Annotated in this window: 19 protein-coding genes; 14 read left to right on the forward strand and 5 right to left on the reverse strand. The window is 38.6% G+C overall.

The annotated features are described in order from the left end of the window. Positions 1–62: 62 nt before the first annotated feature. The gene (prlC, locus tag CXF74_RS01550) at positions 63–2,114 is read right to left on the reverse strand and encodes an oligopeptidase A (RefSeq protein ID WP_101080640.1); all 2,052 of its coding nucleotides are present in this window, start codon (positions 2,112–2,114) and stop codon (positions 63–65) included. 195 nt (positions 2,115–2,309) lie between these two features. On the opposite strand from prlC, the gene CXF74_RS01555 reads away from it, so the two are divergent. Further along, positions 2,310–4,292 (forward strand): sensor histidine kinase, encoded by a 1,983-nt coding sequence (locus CXF74_RS01555; protein ID WP_101080641.1) that lies wholly within the window; start codon positions 2,310–2,312, stop codon positions 4,290–4,292. 56 nt (positions 4,293–4,348) lie between these two features. Here the strand turns inward: CXF74_RS01555 and yihA are convergent, their stop codons facing one another. Then, positions 4,349–5,041 carry a ribosome biogenesis GTP-binding protein YihA/YsxC gene (yihA, locus tag CXF74_RS01560; RefSeq protein WP_101080642.1) on the reverse strand — a complete coding sequence of 231 codons (693 nt, stop codon included), beginning with the start codon at positions 5,039–5,041 and terminating at the stop codon, positions 4,349–4,351. Between the two features lie 120 nt (positions 5,042–5,161). Here yihA and CXF74_RS01565 point away from each other — a divergent pair, with 120 nt between their 5' ends. The 5 genes from CXF74_RS01565 (at position 5,162) to CXF74_RS01585 (ending at position 9,486) form a co-directional block, all read left to right on the forward strand. Further along, on the forward strand, positions 5,162–5,764 hold the full coding sequence (locus CXF74_RS01565; RefSeq protein ID WP_101080643.1) for a c-type cytochrome: 603 nt from the start codon (positions 5,162–5,164) through the stop codon (positions 5,762–5,764). Positions 5,765–5,954: 190 nt separating this feature from the next. Beyond that, a complete protein-coding gene (gene yihI, locus CXF74_RS01570; RefSeq protein WP_101080644.1) occupies positions 5,955–6,509 on the forward strand; it encodes a Der GTPase-activating protein YihI in 555 nt (184 codons plus the stop codon). Positions 6,510–6,521: 12 nt separating this feature from the next. Then, the gene (locus CXF74_RS01575; protein ID WP_101080645.1) at positions 6,522–7,001 is read left to right on the forward strand and encodes a DUF2489 domain-containing protein; all 480 of its coding nucleotides are present in this window, start codon (positions 6,522–6,524) and stop codon (positions 6,999–7,001) included. A 16-nt stretch (positions 7,002–7,017) separates the two neighbouring features. After that, positions 7,018–8,385 (forward strand): oxygen-independent coproporphyrinogen III oxidase, encoded by a 1,368-nt coding sequence (gene hemN / locus CXF74_RS01580; protein ID WP_101080646.1) that lies wholly within the window; start codon positions 7,018–7,020, stop codon positions 8,383–8,385. After that, positions 8,386–9,486: an anhydro-N-acetylmuramic acid kinase gene (locus CXF74_RS01585; protein ID WP_101080647.1), complete on the forward strand. Its 1,101-nt coding sequence runs from the start codon at positions 8,386–8,388 to the stop codon at positions 9,484–9,486. On the opposite strand, the gene CXF74_RS23050 is transcribed toward CXF74_RS01585, so the two are convergent. Further along, on the reverse strand, positions 9,458–9,712 hold the full coding sequence (locus CXF74_RS23050; RefSeq protein ID WP_101080648.1) for a DUF3624 domain-containing protein: 255 nt from the start codon (positions 9,710–9,712) through the stop codon (positions 9,458–9,460). The two genes, CXF74_RS01585 and CXF74_RS23050, sit on opposite strands and share 29 nt — an antisense overlap. On the opposite strand from CXF74_RS23050, the gene CXF74_RS01595 reads away from it, so the two are divergent. From CXF74_RS01595 to CXF74_RS01620, 6 genes are all read left to right on the forward strand, one after another. After that, complete coding sequence (locus tag CXF74_RS01595) at positions 9,711–10,382, forward strand: DUF4124 domain-containing protein (RefSeq protein WP_101080649.1); 672 nt, start codon at positions 9,711–9,713, stop codon at positions 10,380–10,382. The genes CXF74_RS23050 and CXF74_RS01595 overlap by 2 nt on opposite strands. A gap of 132 nt (positions 10,383–10,514) precedes the next feature. Beyond that, positions 10,515–11,444: a formimidoylglutamase gene (gene hutG / locus CXF74_RS01600; RefSeq protein WP_101080650.1), complete on the forward strand. Its 930-nt coding sequence runs from the start codon at positions 10,515–10,517 to the stop codon at positions 11,442–11,444. A 271-nt stretch (positions 11,445–11,715) separates the two neighbouring features. Next, positions 11,716–12,558, forward strand: coding sequence for a deoxyribonuclease IV (nfo, locus tag CXF74_RS01605; RefSeq protein WP_101080651.1), 843 nt, complete (start codon positions 11,716–11,718; stop codon positions 12,556–12,558). Positions 12,559–12,629: 71 nt separating this feature from the next. Next, positions 12,630–14,789 (forward strand): RelA/SpoT family protein, encoded by a 2,160-nt coding sequence (locus tag CXF74_RS01610; RefSeq protein ID WP_101080652.1) that lies wholly within the window; start codon positions 12,630–12,632, stop codon positions 14,787–14,789. Next, positions 14,790–15,212 carry an META domain-containing protein gene (locus CXF74_RS01615; protein WP_101080653.1) on the forward strand — a complete coding sequence of 141 codons (423 nt, stop codon included), beginning with the start codon at positions 14,790–14,792 and terminating at the stop codon, positions 15,210–15,212. Positions 15,213–15,334: 122 nt separating this feature from the next. Next, the gene (locus tag CXF74_RS01620) at positions 15,335–15,646 is read left to right on the forward strand and encodes a cupin domain-containing protein (RefSeq protein ID WP_101080654.1); all 312 of its coding nucleotides are present in this window, start codon (positions 15,335–15,337) and stop codon (positions 15,644–15,646) included. A 26-nt stretch (positions 15,647–15,672) separates the two neighbouring features. Here the strand turns inward: CXF74_RS01620 and CXF74_RS01625 are convergent, their stop codons facing one another. Beyond that, entirely contained in the window at positions 15,673–17,343 is a 1,671-nt protein-coding gene (locus tag CXF74_RS01625; protein ID WP_101080655.1) for a DUF2813 domain-containing protein, read from the reverse strand. A 563-nt stretch (positions 17,344–17,906) separates the two neighbouring features. Between CXF74_RS01625 and CXF74_RS01630 the strand changes: the two genes are divergently transcribed. Together CXF74_RS01630 and CXF74_RS01635 are read left to right on the forward strand one after the other, a co-directional pair. Continuing rightward, positions 17,907–18,260: a hypothetical protein gene (locus CXF74_RS01630; RefSeq protein WP_101080656.1), complete on the forward strand. Its 354-nt coding sequence runs from the start codon at positions 17,907–17,909 to the stop codon at positions 18,258–18,260. A 64-nt stretch (positions 18,261–18,324) separates the two neighbouring features. Further along, a complete protein-coding gene (locus CXF74_RS01635) occupies positions 18,325–19,341 on the forward strand; it encodes a metal-dependent hydrolase (RefSeq protein WP_101080657.1) in 1,017 nt (338 codons plus the stop codon). Positions 19,342–19,356: 15 nt separating this feature from the next. Here CXF74_RS01635 and recQ read toward each other — a convergent pair whose 3' ends face one another. Beyond that, positions 19,357–21,171: a DNA helicase RecQ gene (gene recQ, locus CXF74_RS01640; protein WP_101080658.1), complete on the reverse strand. Its 1,815-nt coding sequence runs from the start codon at positions 21,169–21,171 to the stop codon at positions 19,357–19,359. Positions 21,172–21,179 lie beyond the last annotated feature (8 nt).

Consider the following 21,179-nt stretch of genomic DNA (forward strand, 5'->3'; position numbering starts at 1 on the left):
CATTTTATTTTCATAAAATGGGGCTTTTTCTTACCTGCAACTAGCGGCTAACCGCTATCACTTTATTTAATACCACAATGGCGTAATAACGCATTAGTATTAGGTTCACGTCCCATAAAGCTTTTAAACAGCGTCATTGGCGTATCACTACCGCCTTTCTCTAAAATGGCTTGCAAGAAAGCTTTACCTGTTTCAGCATTAAAGATTCCCTCTTCCTCAAATCGAGAAAAAGCATCCGCAGACAAGACTTCTGCCCACTTGTAGCTGTAATAACCGGCAGCATAACCACCTGCAAAAATATGGCTAAAACTATGCTGGAAACGATTAAAACTCGGTGGCGTAATCACTGCTACTTTGTTGCGAATTTCGTTGAGCACAGTTTCAACTTGACCCGTTTTACCTGCGTTATATTGATGATGTACAACAAAATCAAATAGTGAAAACTCTAACTGACGTACCATCATTAATGCACTGTTATAGTTTTTAGCATCCAACATTTTCTCTAATAACTCAGCAGGTAATGTTTCGCCCGTTTCCACATGACCAGAGATTAATGCCAGCGCTTCAGGTTCCCAACACCAGTTTTCTAAGAATTGGCTTGGTAATTCAACAGCATCCCACGGCACACCATTAATACCAGAAACAGGAGATGACTCAATTTTAGTTAACATGTGGTGAATACCGTGGCCAAATTCATGGAACAAGGTAACCACTTCGTTATGCGTAAACAATGCGGCTTCATCACCAACCGGTTTGTTGAAGTTACATGTTAAGTACGCAACCGGTAGTTGAAGCGAACCATCTACTTGGCGACGGCGTACACGACAGTCGTTCATCCATGCACCACCACGTTTAAATTCACGCGCATAAAGATCAAGATAAAAACTACCTAAGTGTGAGTTGTTATTATCGTAGATATGGAAAAAACGTACATCTTTATGCCAAGTATTAAAGTCAAACTGCTCTTTAATCACTAAACCGAATAAACGTTTAACAACAGCAAACAACCCTTCTACTACTTTATTTTCTGGAAAATAAGGGCGTAACGTCTCATCTGAAATGGTGTAACGTTGTTGTTTTAATAATTCTGAGTAATAGCTTAAATCCCATGATTGCAAGCTATCTAAACCATCCATCTCTTGCGCAAAGGTTAATACTTGATCACGCTCATCAACGGCTTGTTGTTGTGATTGCTCGGCTAAATCGGTTAAGAAATTAATAACTTGGTCCGGCGTTTCGGCCATTTTGGTTGCCAGGCTATATTCAGCGTAATTATTAAAGTCGAGTAACTGCGACACTTCATGACGTAGCGCTAATAACTGCTCAATGATTTCTGAGTTATCAAATTCGCCTGCATTAGGCCCTTGATCAGAAGCACGCGTACTAAAGGCGGTGTAAACTTCTTTACGTAATTCACGATTTTTAGCGTAGGTAATAACAGGAAAGTAGCTCGGAAAGTCTAACGTTAACAAATACCCTTGTTGCTCTTTTTCATTGGCAGCTTGTTTTGCAGCTGCAATCGCACTTTCAGGTAAACCCGCTAGTTCATTCACATCGGAGATTAACTTACTCCATGCTAATGTTGCATCCATGACATGGTTACTAAATTGTGATTGTAACGAAGCGAGTTGTTGTTTGATTTCACCGTAACGTCGTTTTTTATCGTCACTTAATGCAATACCCGCCAGTTTAAAATCGCGTAGCGCATTGATAATTACTTTTTGTTGCTCAGCTTTTAAGGTATTAAATTCTGCGCTTTCTTTAATGCTTAAATACGCTTCATACAAACCTTGATGCTGACCAATAAAGGTACTGTACTCAGCAAAAATAGGTAAACAAGTATCATGTGCCTCACGTAACGCATCATTGCTTACCACTGAATTCATATGCGAAACCGGTGACCACAATTTACCTAAATGATCATCCGCTTCATCTAATACATTAACAAAATTATCCCAACCAAACGTGGGTAATTCCGTTAATAACGTTTCCACTAAAGCTCTATTACTTTCAATCGTTTCAGTCACAATAGGGACAATTTGATCAACCTTAATTTCACTGAAAAGAGGTAAATCATTGGTTTTATTTAACGCAGAGTTTTCAAATTTATTCATAATAAAGCTCTTCTTAAATGGGCAGAATACTAATAAAAAACCTAGCTTACGCTATCATTGAATGATGTGTAAAAATATCTCTGTAAATAGTCGGCTTTCGCTAACATTTTTTAGTGTGTAAAGTAGGGTCAAGCATTGAGTTGTGGCAGAATTGGCCCTCTTATTTTTTAGATTTAGTTCTCTCAGGTTTCGCAAATGAAAGTAAAAAACACCTTTTCTCTATTTAAGCCATTAAAAATTAAAAATAGCCTTTCAACACGGCTACTTTCTTATATTTTATTATGCAGTACCGCATTAGCGTTAGTGATCACGCTGATTCAATTAATGTGGGATTTTCAGCAAGATGTAGGAAAGATTGAAGCCAGTATTAATCAAATTGAATCCAGTTTTTTACAGCCGATGGCTGCAAGTTTATGGAACCTTGATGAGGAACAAATTCAGATTCAAATAGAGGGCATCATGAACCTCTCTGACATGCAATATGTACTTATTCATGAAGTATTAGGCAACTCTGAAGTGCCATTAGTCGAGCAAGGCACACTCAAAGAAAAGTTTGATATCAGTAAAAAGTTTGACCTAACTTACCAGGGAGAAATAGTAGGTACGCTCTTTGTTGCTGCTTCTTTAGAAAAAGTCTACGACCGCTTAATTGAAAAATCACTGCTTATCTTAATCAGCCAAACTATTAAAACCATGGTTGTTTCCATCTGTATCCTGTTTATTATCTATTATATGGTGATTCGCCATATCAATAAAATCGCTCTCTATACGCGTAATATTAAACTCAGCCGACATAATAAAGACCTCGTTCTTGAAGGCCGAAGCCATCATATCTCTAGCGCAAGTGACGAATTAGATGAACTGGTTTATCTACTCAACAAAATGCAAAAACGTATTGTGGCTGAGCTCACCGATAAAGAGATAGCGATTGAAGAATTACAACAAGAGCGTGATTTCTCTGCCACTATTATCAACTCTTCAAGCACCGTTATCTGTTGCTTAGATAAAGACTTCAAAATCTCAACTATCAATCCTGCAGCCGTTATCTTAACTGGCTATAGCCAAGAAGAACTGCATAAGAAAAATTGGTTAGATATTTTTGTATTAGCCGACCGACGCGAAGAGTTACTGGATAAACTGGCACAAAACAAATCGATTCAAAGTATTGAAATTGAAATGCATGATCAGATGGGCGAAATCAATACCCTACTTTGGACCTTCTCGGCTTTTTACGATGGCATGAAGATTAAATACTTGATCGGTTTTGGTCATGACATTACCCCACAAAAACAAGTTGAATTAGAAATCACTCAACTTAATGATCAACTGGAAGAGAAGGTAAATACACGTACTGCAGCCCTGACCGACAGTAATCAGCAAATAACACAAACACTCGAGCAATTAAAACGCACACAACAAACATTGGTAGAGTCAGAGAAAATGGCATCACTTGGTGGCTTAGTGGCGGGTGTTGCACATGAGATTAATACACCAATCGGTATTAGTGTTACGGCGGCTTCCTTTTTGCAGGAAGAGATTAATCATTTAAGTACAAAATTAACCAGCAACACACTGTCTAGAAGTTATGTGGAAGAGCTGATTGAGCGCATGGGTGAATCTGGTCGATTGTTAAATAGTAATTTAAAACGTGCTGCAGATTTAATCAGTAGCTTTAAACAAGTTGCCGTTGATCAATCAAGCGAAGCTTGTTATTCGTTTAAACTTGAAGAAAATGTGCATCAAGTAGTGACCTCGCTAAAACATAAACTGAAACAATCACGCTGTAATGTATTTATTGATTGTCCGGAAAATCTTTCTATTTATAGTTTCCCTGGCAGTTTTGTACAAATCTATTCAAACTTGATTCTTAACTCACTGATTCATGGTTTTGATGATTGGGATGGCAAGCGTGAAATTTACATCAATATTCAATTACATGAAAATATATTAAACATTGATTATCGAGATACCGGCAAAGGTATACCGGACGATATCGCTGAACGTATCTTTGACCCTTTTGTGACTTCAAAACGTGGCTCTGGTGGCAGTGGCTTAGGCACGCATATTGTTTACAATATTGTCAATCAGCTATTCAAAGGGGATATTCAGTATGTGTTAGGGGAAACAGGCGCACACTTTAAAATGGCTATCCCTTATAAAGAGACAATGGACTCATAAAAAAAAACGAGAGCCAAGGCTCTCGTTTTTTTTACTTACAGATGAGTAATTACTAATTATTCATCTTCAGTTTCTATTTCTATTTCTATCTCAGTTTCAGCTTCAATCGCTTCTTCTAAAGTAGCTTGGTCTTCAAGTGCATACCAATCTGCTATTTTCTTCTCTAATACATCAACACCAAAACCTTTTAATGAAGAGAACAGTTCAACCTGTACTTCACCTTCAAAGTTTTTAGCTTCTTCACGCATTTTTAGCAATGTTGCTTTTCGTGCGCCAGATTTTAATTTATCAGCTTTCGTTAATAGTGCTAGTACTGGGATATCTGCATCTATTGCCCAGTAAATAAGCTGTTGATCAAGCTCTTTAAAGGGATGACGGATATCCATTAATACTACGAGCCCTTTCAACGACTCTCGATTTTGTAGGTACTCACCTAATGACTTCTGCCATTTAAGTTTCATTTCTAATGGTACTTTAGCGAAACCGTAACCAGGTAAATCGATTAAACGTTTACCTTCTTCAATTTCGAACACATTGATAAGCTGAGTACGACCAGGTGTTTTACTGGTTCTCGCTAAGCCTTTTTGACGTGTTAAACGATTTAATGCACTTGATTTACCTGCATTAGAACGTCCAGCAAAAGCAACCTCTATACCGGATTCTGGTGGCAGATGTTTATCTAAATGACGAATATCTGGTGCACTTATTAAAAAATGCGCTTTTTGAAAATGTATTTTTGGAAATTCCAAGATATGCCTCGCTTTGGCCTTGTAGCAAAATTGTTACTTTTATTAAACTTGTGTAAACTACGGTTATTATTTTTGCGTGTATCATAACACGCTTGGACATACTTTAAAAAATGGATAGTTATGAATAAATTATTAGTGACACTAATTGCTCTTATTGGCTTCTCTAACATAGCAATGGCACAGGGAAATATTGAAGCGGGTGAAGCAAAATCAGCAACTTGTGTTGCATGCCACGGCGCTGATGGTAATAGTCCGTCAAACCTTTATCCAAAACTAGCTGGACAACATAAAAGCTATTTAGAAAAACAACTAAAACAGTTTAAAAATGGCGAACGTAACGACCCGATTATGATGGGTATGACTGCTGCACTTTCAGAGCAAGATATGAAAGATTTAGCCGCTTATTACGCGTCTCAAGCGCCGACACCAGAAACAGTTTCTCCAGAAGTTGCGGCTGCTGGTAAAAACTTCTACATGGGTGGCGATATCGAACGTGGTATTCCAGGCTGTACAGCTTGTCATGGTCCACGTGGTAATGGCTTAGAGTTAGCAAAATTTCCAAAAATTTCAAACCAACATCCCGCTTACATCAAAGCACAGCTTGAGAAGTTTCGTAGTAAAGCACGTGACAACGATCCAAATGGCATGATGGTTGATGTGGCAGCAAAATTAACAGATGCAGATATTGAGTTATTATCAAACTATATCTCTGCGCTACATTAGAAAAATTGTAGGTAATACCGATAACGCTTCAACTAAAAAATCAATAACCTATTGAAATAATATCGGTGCAATAAAAAAGGTACTTCATTCTTTTGAGTGAGGTACCTTTTTTTATGCGTTAAAATTTAAAATCTGCTATTCTTCGCCCGTATTGATCACCAAGCGATCACCAATAATTTAAGGTATAAAAATGTCTCGTACTAAAAAAAGTCGTACTGCAGGAAATTCAGAGCCGAGTTTCACTGGCAAGCGCAAAGAAACATCGTCAACAGCTCAAGAAGCGCGTGATCGTAAACGTAAAGCAAAGCTAAAAGGCAATAAAGCAGGCGCACGTAATATCGTTGAGTCTAAGCAAACACAGCAACAAAATGCTAAAAAAGCAGCTAATGACAAACGTACTGGTAGTAAAAAGGCCATCTCGTTAACAGGTAAAAAAGAAGTAATAGATGATCAACCTAAAAAGATACTTCAGCCTAAAGCTAAAATGGTTAAAGATGTAGTTCATAACAAACTTTCTCCTGAAAAAGAATTAAACGCGATTGAAAATGATGAGCGCTTAAATGATTTATTAGAACTGCTTGATAGTGAAGAAGATGTTTCACCAGAAGATAACTCATGGGTTAATAAGCAGATGGCACGTCACCAAGAGTTAATGAAGCAACTGGGTTGGTTGGATGATGATGGTGAAGAAGATCTGATTCAGCAATTTGAATCAGCAAGTTCAGCATTAGATGAATTTAAATAGAAAGAGAACGAAATGGATTTTCAATTAATATTGGCGGTTTTTGCCTGCATTATTATTATTGCGCTCGCATTTTATGCGGGCATATTAATAAATCGTATTAAACGACAAAAAGTGCAATTAGCTAAAGTAAATGCTGAAAGAGAACAACAGGCATCTACAAATAAAAAAGCACGTAATGATAATATTTGTGAAAGCATTCGTTTTATCGCGCGTTCAACGGCACAAAAACAATGTAATGTTTCCGAGGCTTCGATTCGTCTGAGTGTGTTACTGGAAACATTATTAGTGGCACCAAAAATAGATATTGATAAAGATTATCCTGCTATCTCGGCTTTATTCGATAAAGTAAAAGACTTTGCGACACATGATGAACGCAAAAAAATGGATAAAAAGGCCTTAAAGCAACAGGATAAACAACGCCTAACTTTTGAAAATGAATTTGAAGAGCGCATTATTAAAGAAGCACAATCTTTAGAAAATTTTTCAATATAAAATAGAGAGAATTAAGATGCAAAAACTCGTTTGGGATCAAGCCCTAATTGAGAAGTATAATTATAGTGGTCCACGTTATACTTCTTATCCAACCGCATTAGAGTTTGACCAGAGTTTTGATTATTCTGCATTAATTCAATCCACAGAGGTCTATCCTGAGAAACCTCTGTCTCTTTATATCCACATCCCTTTCTGCCATAAGCTTTGCTATTTCTGTGGCTGTAATAAAACCATTACTCGCCATCCAGAAAAAGCCGATAAGTACCTTGATTACCTTGAAAAAGAGATAATCATTCAAGCAGTGCATTTTAAAGATCGTCAAGTCAGCCAATTACATTGGGGTGGCGGTACACCTACGTTTTTATTGCCTCCTCAAATTACACGTTTAATGAATATTTTACGTGAGCAATTTTCCTTTAAAGAAGATGCTGAATTAAGTATTGAAGTTGATCCTCGTGAAATAGAATTAAGCACCATTGACCACCTTGCTAACGAAGGTTTTAATCGTTTAAGTTTAGGTGTTCAAGACTTTAACAAAGATGTTCAAAAAGCAGTGAATCGTGAACAAGACGAAGCCTTTATTGAGCAACTGTTAACCCGTGCTCGTGAGCAAGGTTTCCGCTCAACTAATTTAGATATGATCTACGGTTTACCTTTGCAAACCAAAGAGAGCTTTGCACATACCTTAAATAAGGTATTGGAATTAGATCCTGCTCGCCTTTCTATTTTTAACTATGCACATATGCCGTCTATTTTTGCAGCCCAACGCAAAATCAATGAAGATGATATGCCAGCGCCCGCTGAAAAATTAGCCATGCTGCAATATACCATCGAATTTTTAACCCAATCAGGTTATCAATTTATCGGCATGGATCATTTTGCGAAACCCGATGATGAGCTCGCTATCGCACAGCAACAGGGTATTTTACACCGTAACTTCCAAGGTTATACCACGCAGGAAGACGCAGATTTACTGGGAATGGGTGTTTCAGCCATTAGCCAAATTGGGCATTGTTACTCACAAAACCAGAAAAAATTAGCGACCTATTATACTCAGATAGAAGAGATGGGACACGCACAATGGCGTGGTGTAGGCCTGAATGCCGATGACTTAATTCGTCGCGAAGTCATTAAGAAACTGATTTGTAATTTCAAATTAGATATTAAAGAGATTGAAACACGTTTTGATCTTAACTTTGAAAGCTACTTTGCAGAAGACATTAAACTACTGCAATGTTTTATTGATGACAAGCTACTTTGCATCGATGAAAATGAAATCAACGTTTTACCTAAAGGACGCTTATTGATTCGTAACATCTGTATGTGTTTTGATGTTTACCTGCGCAGCAAAGCACGTCAACAACAGTTCTCACGAGTTATATAGATGTTGGGCAATTATTACATCGGCATCATGTCAGGGACTAGCCTTGATGCTATTGATGTCGTGATTGCACAACGTACCGAGCAAGGTTTACAGCAGGTCGCCGGTTTTGCACCGGAGTTACCCGCTTTACTACGAACACAATTACTACGTATTTGCACCGAGAAACATGTAGACCTGCAAACTCTCGGTGAAGTTGACCATCTTTTTGCACTCACCTGCGCCGATGCTGTTAATCAGTTACTGCAAAAATCCAAACTCAATGCTTCAAAAATCAGTGCCATCGGCAGTCATGGGCAAACCATTTTCCATAGCCCACTCACTGAATTTGCATTTACCCAACAGATTGGTGATGCCAATATTATCGCGGCTAAAACAGGCATTCGCTGCATCAGTGATTTTAGACGTATGGACATGGCTTATGGCGGACAAGGTGCGCCTTTAGTCCCGGCTTTCCATCAAGCACTGTTTTCTAAAGAAAATGAACAACGTATTATTTTAAACATTGGTGGCATTGCGAATATCAGCGTATTAGGCGCAGATAATAGTGTCTTAGGTTACGATACCGGTCCTGGCAATATGTTGATGGATGCATGGATAGATAAATGTTTAGGCCAGTCATTTGATAAAGATGCCCATTTCGCTCAACAGGGCGACGTTCATTGCTCCCTTCTGAGTGAATTATTAAGTGATAACTACTTCGCCCTGTTGCCTCCTAAAAGCACAGGTAGAGAGAAATTTAATCTCCACTGGTTAGAGAAAAAATTAATTTCAATAAACATCAGTGATGTAGATGTACAGCGAACCTTATTAGAATTCAGTGCCATCACTATTGCCGATCAAATTAAAAGCCATAGTGTTAAAGCAGATGTCTTTGTTTGTGGCGGTGGTGCGTTAAATCCATTGCTCATGGTACGTTTATCCGCACTCATGAAAGCTCATCAAATACAAGATACTAACGCCTTAGGTATTGACCCAATGTTTGTTGAAGCGATTGCTTTTGCATGGCTTGCTGAACAACGTCTATTAGAAAAGGCAATCCCCCTTAAAGCCGTCACCGGTGCCAAAAAAGACGCTATTCTGGGTTGTGTTTATTTGCCTTAGTCAGGCAATAATAAATAAAAGCAATCGTATGAAGTAGCATTAATAATGCGCTGCAAAATAGCGTAAATAACACGGCAATTGTTTCCACTGATTTTGGTTGTGCCTGAACCATAAAATAGGAAAATATTACACTGACCAGCAACAATCCAAAATTTAGCCACATACAACGTTTACACCTCCCGAGCTTTTGTTTCCAAATATTATTATCGCAATCAGTACAAGCCATGTTATTCCTCTCATTTTTGATAGGTGATCGCCCTATTAACTGTAATTATCTTGCCATTGAAAAATATAATTATTATCCTGCTAAACACTTTATCTTAACATTATTCAGACGAGCAACGAACATGCGCCTTTTCCTTTCGATATTTATCATGTTTTTTACCACTCAACTTTCAGCTGAGATTTACTCCTGGAAAGATGAAAATGGAGTCACTCATTTTTCAGAAACAAAACCCAATAAACCCGTCAATAACATCAAAACCCTCAGCGTAAAAAAAGATCCCGAATCGGAAGTGGTGTCGGAAAAAGCAGCAGAAAGAGCACAACCAAAAAGTGAATTTGCAGACGATAAACTTTCAGAAGCTTTTTTAGCGGGCCTTTGGGTTGGTTACAGTAAGAGTACAAAGAAAAAACAGCAATGGACCTTTAAGGATGATGGTTTCTTTTCTATCAAACAAATACTCAATGAAAAAACTGATTTGATGTACACAGGCCAGTGGGAATTGGATTACGAAGATATTATGCTTTCTATCGCTTTTAAAGCAGAAACCAATAATGGCGAGAAGAACTCAGGGTTTGTTTCTATCCAAAATAGCGCTGAAGTTTACGAGTTCGAAAAAAATCGCATCCTGGTTAATTTTAATGAAGAAGAATTTTGGTTAGAAAGAAATTAATCGTTATTTCATAGTATGTTAGCAAACAAATTTGCATTGCTTGCCATAGCTCACAACCTAGTAAGAAGAGAATTACACGGCCACTATTGTTAACTACTCTATTTAATATTGATGTGGTTTTAAGGAAGAGTAATGACAGATAACATTTGGACAGGACTGACAGAACAAGGCAACAACCCGCTTGATTTGCGCTGGCACAATAAAGTAAAAAAATATAAAGAAACAAGCCCACCAGGGATTTGTTTATTTGGCTTTCCTAGTGATCTTGGTATTCGTAATGCAAAAGGCCGCAGTGGTGCCACTAAAGGCCCTGAATTTATTCGCAAAAGCTTGGCTAATGTTGCTTGGCATCTTAATGATAAACAAACGGTTTATGATGCAGGCAACTTAAACTGTGAATGGTTTGATCTACACAAAGCGCAAAAAGACTTAGGTAATGCCCTCGCCCATATTATGCGTAAAAAGCACACCGTCATGGTACTCGGAGGCGGTCATGAAGTCGCTTATGGTAGCTTTATTGCCCTTAGTGAAACACAACCTAAAAACAGCCGTCTCGGGATAATCAACTTCTCCTCTTTTTTAGGTATGAACCAACTCGATAAAATTACTTCGCTTAACCCTTTTTCACAAGTTGCAGAATATTGTGAGAAAAACGATCGCGAATTTAATTACCTCTGCTTAGGTGTCAACAAACAATATAATACGCAAGCTGTTTTTAACCATGCACAGCAGCATCAAGCACAGTATATTTTCGATACAAAAATGAGTTGGCTGCATATCGAACAGCTTGAAGCTAAAATAAAAAGCTTTATGCATGATATTGATGCACTTTATATCAGCTTCGATTTAAGTGTATTACCCGCTTATGTCGCACCCGGCGTTAGTTTTCCAAATGCTTATGGTGTACAACTCGATATTATCGAACACCTTATTTATGTCATTAAACAGAACATTGGTAACAAGTTAAAAATAGCAGACATAGCGGAATACAGCCCAACCTACGATCAAGATAAACACACGGCGCAAATTGCCAGTCGCTTGATTAATTTAATTATTCAATAAATCCGTTTGCTATACTTGGTTATACCAATTCCATTAATTTAATGGTCTAATATTACGTAGGAAAAAGAAGCGAGTTCAAGGCGAAAGTTGCTGTGCTAACGAGCGATTAACTACGTTAATCCTCTACCGCACATTAAATGAAACTAACCATTTAATGATTAATGGTTGTTCCCTTTACAAAACTTACAACGCGGAAATCGCTTATTTTAACCAGCAAGATTGATCGGTTATTTAGTGGAACTGGTATTACACTAGACTAAGGAGTTGGCTCATGAAATATATCGGTGCGCACGTAAGTGCTTCAGGCGGGGTATTTAACGCCCCTAAAAATGCGCATGTTTTGGGTGCAACTGCCTTTGCACTGTTCACAAAAAATCAACGTCGTTGGGAAGCAAAACCACTTGATGCCGATACCATCAGGCGTTTTAAAGCGGCTTGCTTGCGCTACAATTTCAAGCCTGAACATATACTGCCTCACGATTCCTATTTAATTAATCTTGGCCACCCAGAAGCTGAGCCATTACAAAAGTCTCGAGATGCTTTTTTAGATGAGTTACATCGTTGCCAGCAACTGGGTTTAACCCTGCTAAATTTCCATCCAGGAAGCCATCTTAAAAAGATTTCTGAGCAAGATTGTTTATTACGTGTTGCTGAATCAATTAATTGGGCGCTAGAAAAAAGCGAGAACGTAAAAGCGGTTATCGAAAATACTGCTGGCCAAGGTACTAATTTAGGTTATCGTTTTGAGCATCTGGCCACCATTATTGAACATGTCGATGATAAAAATCGTGTTGGTGTTTGCCTTGATACTTGCCATACCTTTGTTGCGGGTTATGACTTAAGTTCAAAAGATGCTTGTGAAAATACCTTTCAAGCCTTTTCCGATATCGTTGGTTTTGAATATTTAAGTGCCATGCATATTAACGACAGTAAAGTACCACTTGCCAGTCGCGTTGATCGCCATGCGCCACTTGGTGCTGGAGAAATAGGTTGGGATTGTTTTCAATACATCATGCAAGATGCTCGATTTGATGAAATACCACTGGTATTAGAGACAACAAATTCCGATATTTGGGTGGATGAAATCAAACAATTAAAGGAATGGGCAAAATAAAAGTAGTTTCTCCTATGCAAGTAACACAACTCGTTTTAATATAATTAAAAGTAATTTATACAGGGTAAACCATGTCAATTTTTCAAGCACTTAGCGATTCCATTCAATCCTACCTAAGCCCAGAACAGTGTGAGTTTATAAAACGCGCTTATGAGTACGCTTATGTGGCACATGATGGTGTTAAGCGTGCAAGTGGAGAACCCTATATTACTCATCCTGTTGCCGTTGCTGAAATTTTAGCGTCAATGAAACTAGACCATGAAGCATTGGCGGCGGCGCTACTGCATGATGTACTAGAAGATACAGAAACCACTCATCAACAGCTAGCAGAAGCCTTTAATAGCAGTGTTGCCGATTTAGTGGAAGGGGTGACTAAACTCGATAAAGTAAACTTTGAAAACCGCGAGCAAGCGCAAGCTGAAAATATTCGAAAAATGCTTATTGCGATGTCCAAAGACTTCCGAGTCATGCTAATTAAGCTCGCCGATCGCGTTCATAATATGCGAACACTCGGTTCATTACGCCTTGATAAACGCCAACGTATTGCCCAAGAAACCTTTGAAATATTTACCCCCATCGCAGATAGACTCGGTTTACATCATCTTAAAAATGAACTTGAGCAACTTGCCTTTAAAGCACAAAATTCAGCACGTTATTACGTATTAAAAGAAGCGATCACCAAAGCCCGTGGCAATCGCAAAAATTTTATTATGGGTATTTGTGATGAAATTTCCGCTAAATTAGATGCCATTGGCATTGAAGCAAAAGTATTAGGCCGTGAAAAGCACCTCTATAGTTTGTACCGAAAAATGCGTAAAAAAGGCTGCCAATTCCATGATGTAATGGATGTTTATGCTTTCCGTATTGTTGTTCAAGATCTTGATACTTGTTATCGTGTTTTAGGACAAATGCACCACCTGTATCAGCCTAAATTAGAATACTTTAAAGACTACATCGCCATTCCAAAGTCTAATAGCTACCAATCATTACACACCACCTTGATCACGCATCACGGTGTTAACATTGAAATACAAATCCGTACTGAAGATATGGATGCCGTTGCGAAACAAGGTATTGCTGCACACTGGAGTTACAAAGAAGGTGGCGGTAATTCGAATATCACTGCACAGTTACAAACACGCAACTGGTTCCAAGGTTTAACTGAGCAAGAAGATAATACGACTAACTCGTTACTCATGCTCGAAAGCATCAAACAAGAGCTCGGTAATAACGAAATCCACGTGCTGACACCGCAGGGAAAAATCATTGTATTACCCGCACATGCAACCGCAGTCGATTTTGCTTATGCGTTACACACTAATATTGGTCATCGCTGTACCGGCGTTAAAATAGATAAAGAGTTTGCGCTACTCAGTGAAAAACTAGAAAGTGGTCAAGCCATTGAAATCATTACAGGCAAAGAAGACAAACCCTGTGCTGATTGGTTAAACTTTGTAGCGACGCATAAAGCACGCCAAAGTATCCGCCAACATCTCAAACAACTACCTAAAGAGCAATCGATTCCCGAAGGTCGACGCCTTTTAAAAATGGCGCTCAATCAAACGAATTTAACCGATATTTCACAACAAAATATCGACAAAGTGCTCGCAGATTATCATCTAACAGACTTTAATGGTTTATTACATGAAATCGGCACAGGTAAGTTATTAAGTATTATTATTGCCCGCAGTTTACGTGGTAAAGCAGGTGAATTAACCGAATCTACACTGAAACAGCAACATCGCCAAAGTGCCATTAAAGGCACTGAAGATATGATGATCTCCTATGCAAACTGTTGTAAACCATTGCCGGGTGATCCGATTGTCGCGCACACAAGTTCAGGTAAAGGTTTAGTGGTTCATTCTACGGCTTGTCATAACGTCAGTGGTTTTGAAACTGAGCTTGATAAATACATTCCCGTAGAATGGGACATGGACTTTATGAACCAATATGAATATTCAACTGATCTGAATATCAGCATGGTGAACCATAAAGCAGGTCTTGCTGAACTGTTTAATATTATTGCAAAAAGTAATGCCAACGTTGAAGATTTACAAACAACAGAACTGCCAGACCATGTCTACTCTATCAGTCTGACATTGACCGTTATCAACCGTATTCATTTATCGCGCGTTATGAAAAAAATAAAGAAACTAAAAAGCGTATTAAGTGTCAAACGCAGCAGTAAAAAACGCTATATCGAACGTCGCACTAATAATGAGGAGCATTAAATGAAATTAGCACCACTAGTTGTATTATCACTGAGCACACTGCTATTTGCTTGTAGCAATGAATCAAACGTAAATACCGAGACCACAATGCAAGTTGTTGAACTGCAAGATCTGCAAAAAGAATGGCAATTAGTCAGTATCGATAATAGCGATATTACAGTGCCTAGTAGCCTTAGTGTCGATGACCAAACTAAAGCCAACGGTAACCTTGCCTGCAATAATTTCTTTGGTAATTTAGAGCTACAAGAAAATAAACTACGCATTGATAAAATGGGTAGCACTAGAAAAATGTGTGAACCTGAAGTGAACAGTGTTGAGATGACAGTGAGTAGTACGCTTTCTACTTGGTCTGATGTAAAAATCATTGATCAAACGCTTACTCTGACAGGTGAAAAACATACTCTTGTTTACAGCATTAAATAACTTGAGTTAGTGACAAAAATGGAACAGACAATATCTCTGTTCCATTAATATTCCCCCCGTTTTACAAGTCCCTCTCCCCCTTATATATCCATGCCTAAGAATACTCAGGATAAATAAATATTATGAAAATAATTAGAAGTAAAAAATTCAAGCCAGATCAAGCTTGGGCAGCGCTAGATATTGCAAGTATGAATGGCATTACCACACGATTACATTGGACAGATAAGCCTTATAAATGGCATATAAATGAAGGTGAAGAAGTCTTTGTTGTATTGGATGGCCAAGTAGAAATGCGTTTTAAAGACAAGGGTACCGAGAAATCTACGCTGTTAGAAACAGGCGATATTTTTTATGCTTCTATCGGTACGGAACATGTTGCACATCCGCAGGGAGAAGCGCGGGTATTAGTGATCGAGTCTGAAGGCAGTATTTAATAACGTTAATTAAATAGATAAGATAATTAACCAGATTGTGTTCTTGCAAGCCCTACCAAACGCGCGAATAAGCGTTTTAACAGCGGTGGAATAGAATCAGCACCGCGTAGCTCTACTGCACTCGCAATCGCAAGCCCTAAGCCTGGTTTAGAATATTTATGTACCGCTTTATCAATCACCTTATTAATCGATAAACGCGCGAGATCTTGCTCTGTATAGTTGGCAGCTGTTAAATACACATCTGAAAAACCATTATCAAAAAATAGATGCTCAATATCTAGAGCGGGTAAGACAGTTAAACGATTTGCAAGTGGATCGCCTTCTAATAACATCTCTCCGACACGACTTGCATACTTTTGTCCGGCCGCATCTCCATCGGTTAATACATGCCATTCTATATTCAAATCTTGCGCTAACTTAATCAAAGGTGACAACCCACACTGTGCAAATTCAATGACCTGGACCCCTTCGATCACTAAATGATAATCACAATAACGTGCAAGCTCTGTTAATAGCCACGTTTCTGTTTCGCCTTCCACTAATAACCATGAACGTGCAAATAGGCTTTGTGGCCGTGTCATACGTACATGAAAAGTAATACGACGTAAGTCATTACTTGAATAGTTATCTCTATTTAAACAATAACTTTTAATTAAATCTGGGTGACGTACCAAACGCTGAACACGGCTAAGGGGAAAAAATGACAGTAACTGACTGGAATTAGTACTGACCAGTTTTTGCATCGGTAAAAGTGAAAAGAAACGCCAAGTAATGGCTAAATTAACCGGATGTAAATTATTTTCAGGCTCTTCAAGTAACAATATAGGTGTCGCCCCTCGACGCAATAAATGCTCTCCACGTACGGTTAAAAACTCACCTAAAATTAGTAATAACATCGCCCTATCGCTTTTATTTCCTTTTTTTAATAAATCGTGAAAATGGCTTAACGCCTCAAATGAGAACGGTTTCTGGGTATGAATATCATGTTCAAAATCAACACGATGGTGATCAAAACCCGCATAGCGTTTAAAGAGATAGTGATCAAACAAATACGTGAGCGCCTCATATCCTCGTTTCATTTGATATTCAGGCAATTGCTGCGAAGAACCATTCAAGCGTTTAAATATACGCATTATTCTTGCTTCAAACTTCTCCCGCGTACTATGCACTTCTAGTGGGTTATCACTCTCAATCACCAACGGAACGTCACTGCCCATCCTAAGTACTGGGACAAAAGAGATGAATTCACTGACTAGATCAGCTAATTCATTTTTAGCTAACTGCTTCTCTTCACCTTTATTATCTAAAAAATAACGCCGTGTTTGAATATTACCCGACGGCGTTAATTCACCATCTACTTGGTAATAAATATAACCTAATGCGTCACCTTTATTGGCCCAGACTTTTTTGATGGTGTGATATTGACGCAAACTTGCCTGACCCTGCCATTGCTCTTTGAAGGTAAAAACAAGGTGAATGAGTTTATTGCTAGTGATTTCTGGGTTTGGCGGTTGGTGGAAGTCTTCACTACAAAATTTATAGTTTTTACGGGTTCCCGATAAAAATAATGATAATGCATCAAATAGGCTTGATTTACCCCAGCTATTTTCCCCCAAAAAGGCACTTAACTCTTCAACATTAAGTGATAAACGATTAATCCCCCTAAAACCCACAACCTCAACATGATCTAGTAGCATGGCTTTCCCTCCTATTACCCGTCATCAATCAAAGTGATTTATTCAGTCGCTAGCTCGGATACCAAGGCAAGGCGCAACATAAAGACAATGGTTATCCCTTATCGAGAGTTGCAACGCTGAATTGCCATGGTTACATAAATAAGCGAGCTAACGACCCTTGGGCAAGTGGTGAGACAAAAACTTTTGTTATCAGTCAGTTTTGATTGAACTAGTTATACCTTCGCCGCCCGCCTAAAATCTGTGTATTTCACCGCTTGCTGAATTTTGCACATTGAATGATAACGGGTATGTATTAAAAGTATCAGAAGATATTGAGAAGACAAGTGAACAGATCTGATAATGAAACAATGCTTCACTTCAAAAATAAATTATTTTCAATATAAACATCAAAAATTTATAGAAATTAAGTGATATTTTGTTCTGCAATAAGCGCTGAAAATAAACCATAAAAAAAAAGGCGTTTTAAAAAAGCCAAATACAACAGTTGTAACCAAAAATAATGGGCCAAAAGGCGTGATTTAATATTGAACTACGCTTCACTACAATAATAAGGAACTTTATGTATGTGTAATATCCATGCAATTGAGATCATTCCCAGCCAAGCAGCCATTGATTCCATTGCGATTTACCGAACGGAATTCGACAACGAGTCTTTTGATTATAATGAGTTACTAGGAAAACTTAAAAATGTTATTCATGAGTTAGGTTTTATGAAAAAGCATGATAATGCTGAATGGATGCAACAACGCGGTAACGATTACTTAACCAATCCCAAGCTATTCTGTAACGCTCCACTGACTTATCTTTGTGCTTTTCTAGGTGAACTATTTAATACCTACGAACTTGGAGAACTACAAGACAAGCTAACCCCACAAATATTAGAGTGTGCATTAACTCGCTTAGAACAATTCAAATAACAAGTTTAAACCTCGATCTTTCTCTTCCCATCATTGATAATAAATATTCAATAATGAGGAAGATATGGATTCGATCACACAAATAGCACTAGGCGCAACGGTATCAGCAGCGGTTGGGCTAAAACCCTTTGGCCGTAATGTCTTATTAGCAGGCGCATTTTTTGGCACACTGCCCGATTTAGATGTTTTTATTGATTATGGCAACGCCATTGATAATTACACCTCACATCGTGGTTTTAGCCATTCTCTGTTTGTCTTAACACTGCTTTCTTTGGCGCTCTACTCTATCGCCATTAAGTTAAAACCTCATTTTAAAGCGCATAAATTAGCACTCTTTTTAACTATTTTTTTGCCCCTGATTACCCATCCATTATTAGATACTTTCACCACCTACGGCACGCAACTATTATGGCCATTAACCTCTCCTCCAATCGCTTGGCATAGTATTTTTATTATTGATCCTCTTTACACATTGCCGTTATTAATAAGCATGCTGTATTTGTGGTTTAGCAATAATAAAGCGCGAGCATTAACACTCAACAAGATTGCATTGTTGGCAAGCTGTTGTTATTTGGGGTGGGGGCAAGTTGCACAAGCCAACATTACGGCACGCGCCCAGCAAGATGAGTTAGTGAAAAATAACAACTTACTGGTTATGCCAACACCGTTTAATAGCATTTATTGGCGTGTATTAAGTTATCAAGGAGAACACTATTACGAAGCATTTACTTATGTCGGTGATCAGACTCCACTTCAATGGAATAATTACACAAGTAATCGTGATTTAATCAAAGGCTCACAACCTGAGTTTGTGCCTCGCTTAGAATGGTTTAGCCATGGTTGGTTGCGTTTTGATGATGTGCAGGGGCAATTACAGGTTACCGATCTGCGTTTAGGTATCGCTAATTTTCACCCCTTTAGCTTTGCGATTGCTGAAAAAGAGAGTGATAGTGAAAGTGAGAGCACACAGTGGAAAACCATTGAACCGATACAGTTAGCGGTCGATGAAAACAAGCAACAACAATTGCTGGAAAAAATAAAGTTTCAAGCCAATTTATATTGGCTTGAATTGACTCAATAAATGGCAACTCTATGGTTATAAAGACTCAGAATATTCACTGATAATTTCCATGAATTCAGCGCCATATTTTTCTAATTTAATATGGCCAACACCATTCACATTCAAAAATTCACGATCCGTTAATGGCATTAACTCACTCATTTCTGCAAGCGATATATCACTGAAGATAATGTAAGGAGGCATCTCTTCTCTGTCTGCAATCTGCTTACGTAATTGGCGCAACCGTGCAAATAGTTTGTTATCTGCGACACTCGCCAACACGCCTTTTTTCTGTTTCGATTTACTCACCATTTTCAGACGAGGCACCGCTAAATAGAGAGGCTCTTGTGCTTTTAGAACAGGTCGGGCTGCTTCTGTTAATTGCAGTGCTGAACCACGGGTTAAATTCTGCATCAATAAACCACAGTGGATAAGTTGTCTTAACAGGCTTAGCCAATATTCACTCGACTGATCTTTACCTAATGCATAAGTAGACAGTTTGTCGTGCCCGAGGCTTTTGATTCGCGCTGTTTGTGCACCACGTAGTACCTCAACAATATGATGCATACCAAAATGTTGCCCAGTGCGATAAACGCATGAGAGGATCTTTTGTGCATCCAGTGTTGCGTCGTAGCTTTTTGGCGGGTCTAAGCAAACATCACAGTTACCACAGGCATTTTGGCTATATTCACCAAAATAATTAAGTAATACCTGACGGCGACAGGTTTGTGCCTCCGCAAAAGCAACCATAGTATTGAGTTTATGTAGCTCAATACGTAACTGTTCTTCATTAGTATTTTTTTCTAATAAACCACGTACACGTGCGGGATCAGCGGGATCATAAAAAAGCATCGCTTGTGCCGGTAGGCCATCTCGTCCTGCTCGCCCTGTTTCTTGATAATAAGACTCGATGTTTTTAGGAATTTCGTAATGCACCACAAAACGTACATTCGGTTTATCAATGCCCATACCAAATGCTACCGTTGCAATAACAATATCCACTTTATCTTTAATAAATTGATCTTGTACTGATTGGCGTTCTTCAAGGGGTAAACCGGCGTGATAACAGCGCGCATTGAGCCCTTGCGCTTGTAATTTTTGAGTTAGTTCTTCAGTGCGACGACGGCTTGTACAATAGATAATACCGCTTTCATCTTTATGCTCATCTAAGTAGTTAAATAACTGGCTTAATGGACGGTACTTTTCAATCAGAAGATATTCGATATTAGGGCGATCAAAACTATGAATCGCCACCAGCGGATCATTAAACTGTAAACGCGCTAAGATATCTTCTTGTGTGGCATGGTCAGCGGTGGCGGTTAATGCCACTAAAGGCACATGAGGGAAACGCTGTTTTAATTGCCCTAATAATGCATATTCAGGGCGGAAATCATGGCCCCATTGAGAAATACAGTGCGCTTCATCAATGGCAAATAAGTTAACCGGTAAGTTGGCTAATCGTTGCACAAAATCAGGACGTAATAGTCGCTCAGGCGCGATATAAACCAGCTTTAACTGCCCGGTATGCATATCATTAATGATCTGATTTTGTTCTTGATAAGAGATACTAGAATTAAGATAAGCGGCTGCGACACCACAGCTTCTCAGGGTATCGACTTGGTCTTTCATCAATGAGATAAGTGGCGAAATAACAAAACAGATACCATCACGTGCTAACGCAGGAATCTGAAAACAAAGGCTTTTACCGCCACCTGTTGGCATAACAACAAGCGCATCTTTACCTTCACACAGATGATTTATCACCTGTTCTTGCCCTTCTCTAAAGGTTTTATAACCAAATACATCCAACAGAATTTGCTGGGTATTGAAGCTGGGTTGTTGTTCAGGCATTGCTACGT

It is taken from the genome of Psychromonas sp. Urea-02u-13 (genome assembly GCF_002835995.1).
GTDB lineage: Bacteria > Pseudomonadota > Gammaproteobacteria > Enterobacterales > Psychromonadaceae > Psychromonas.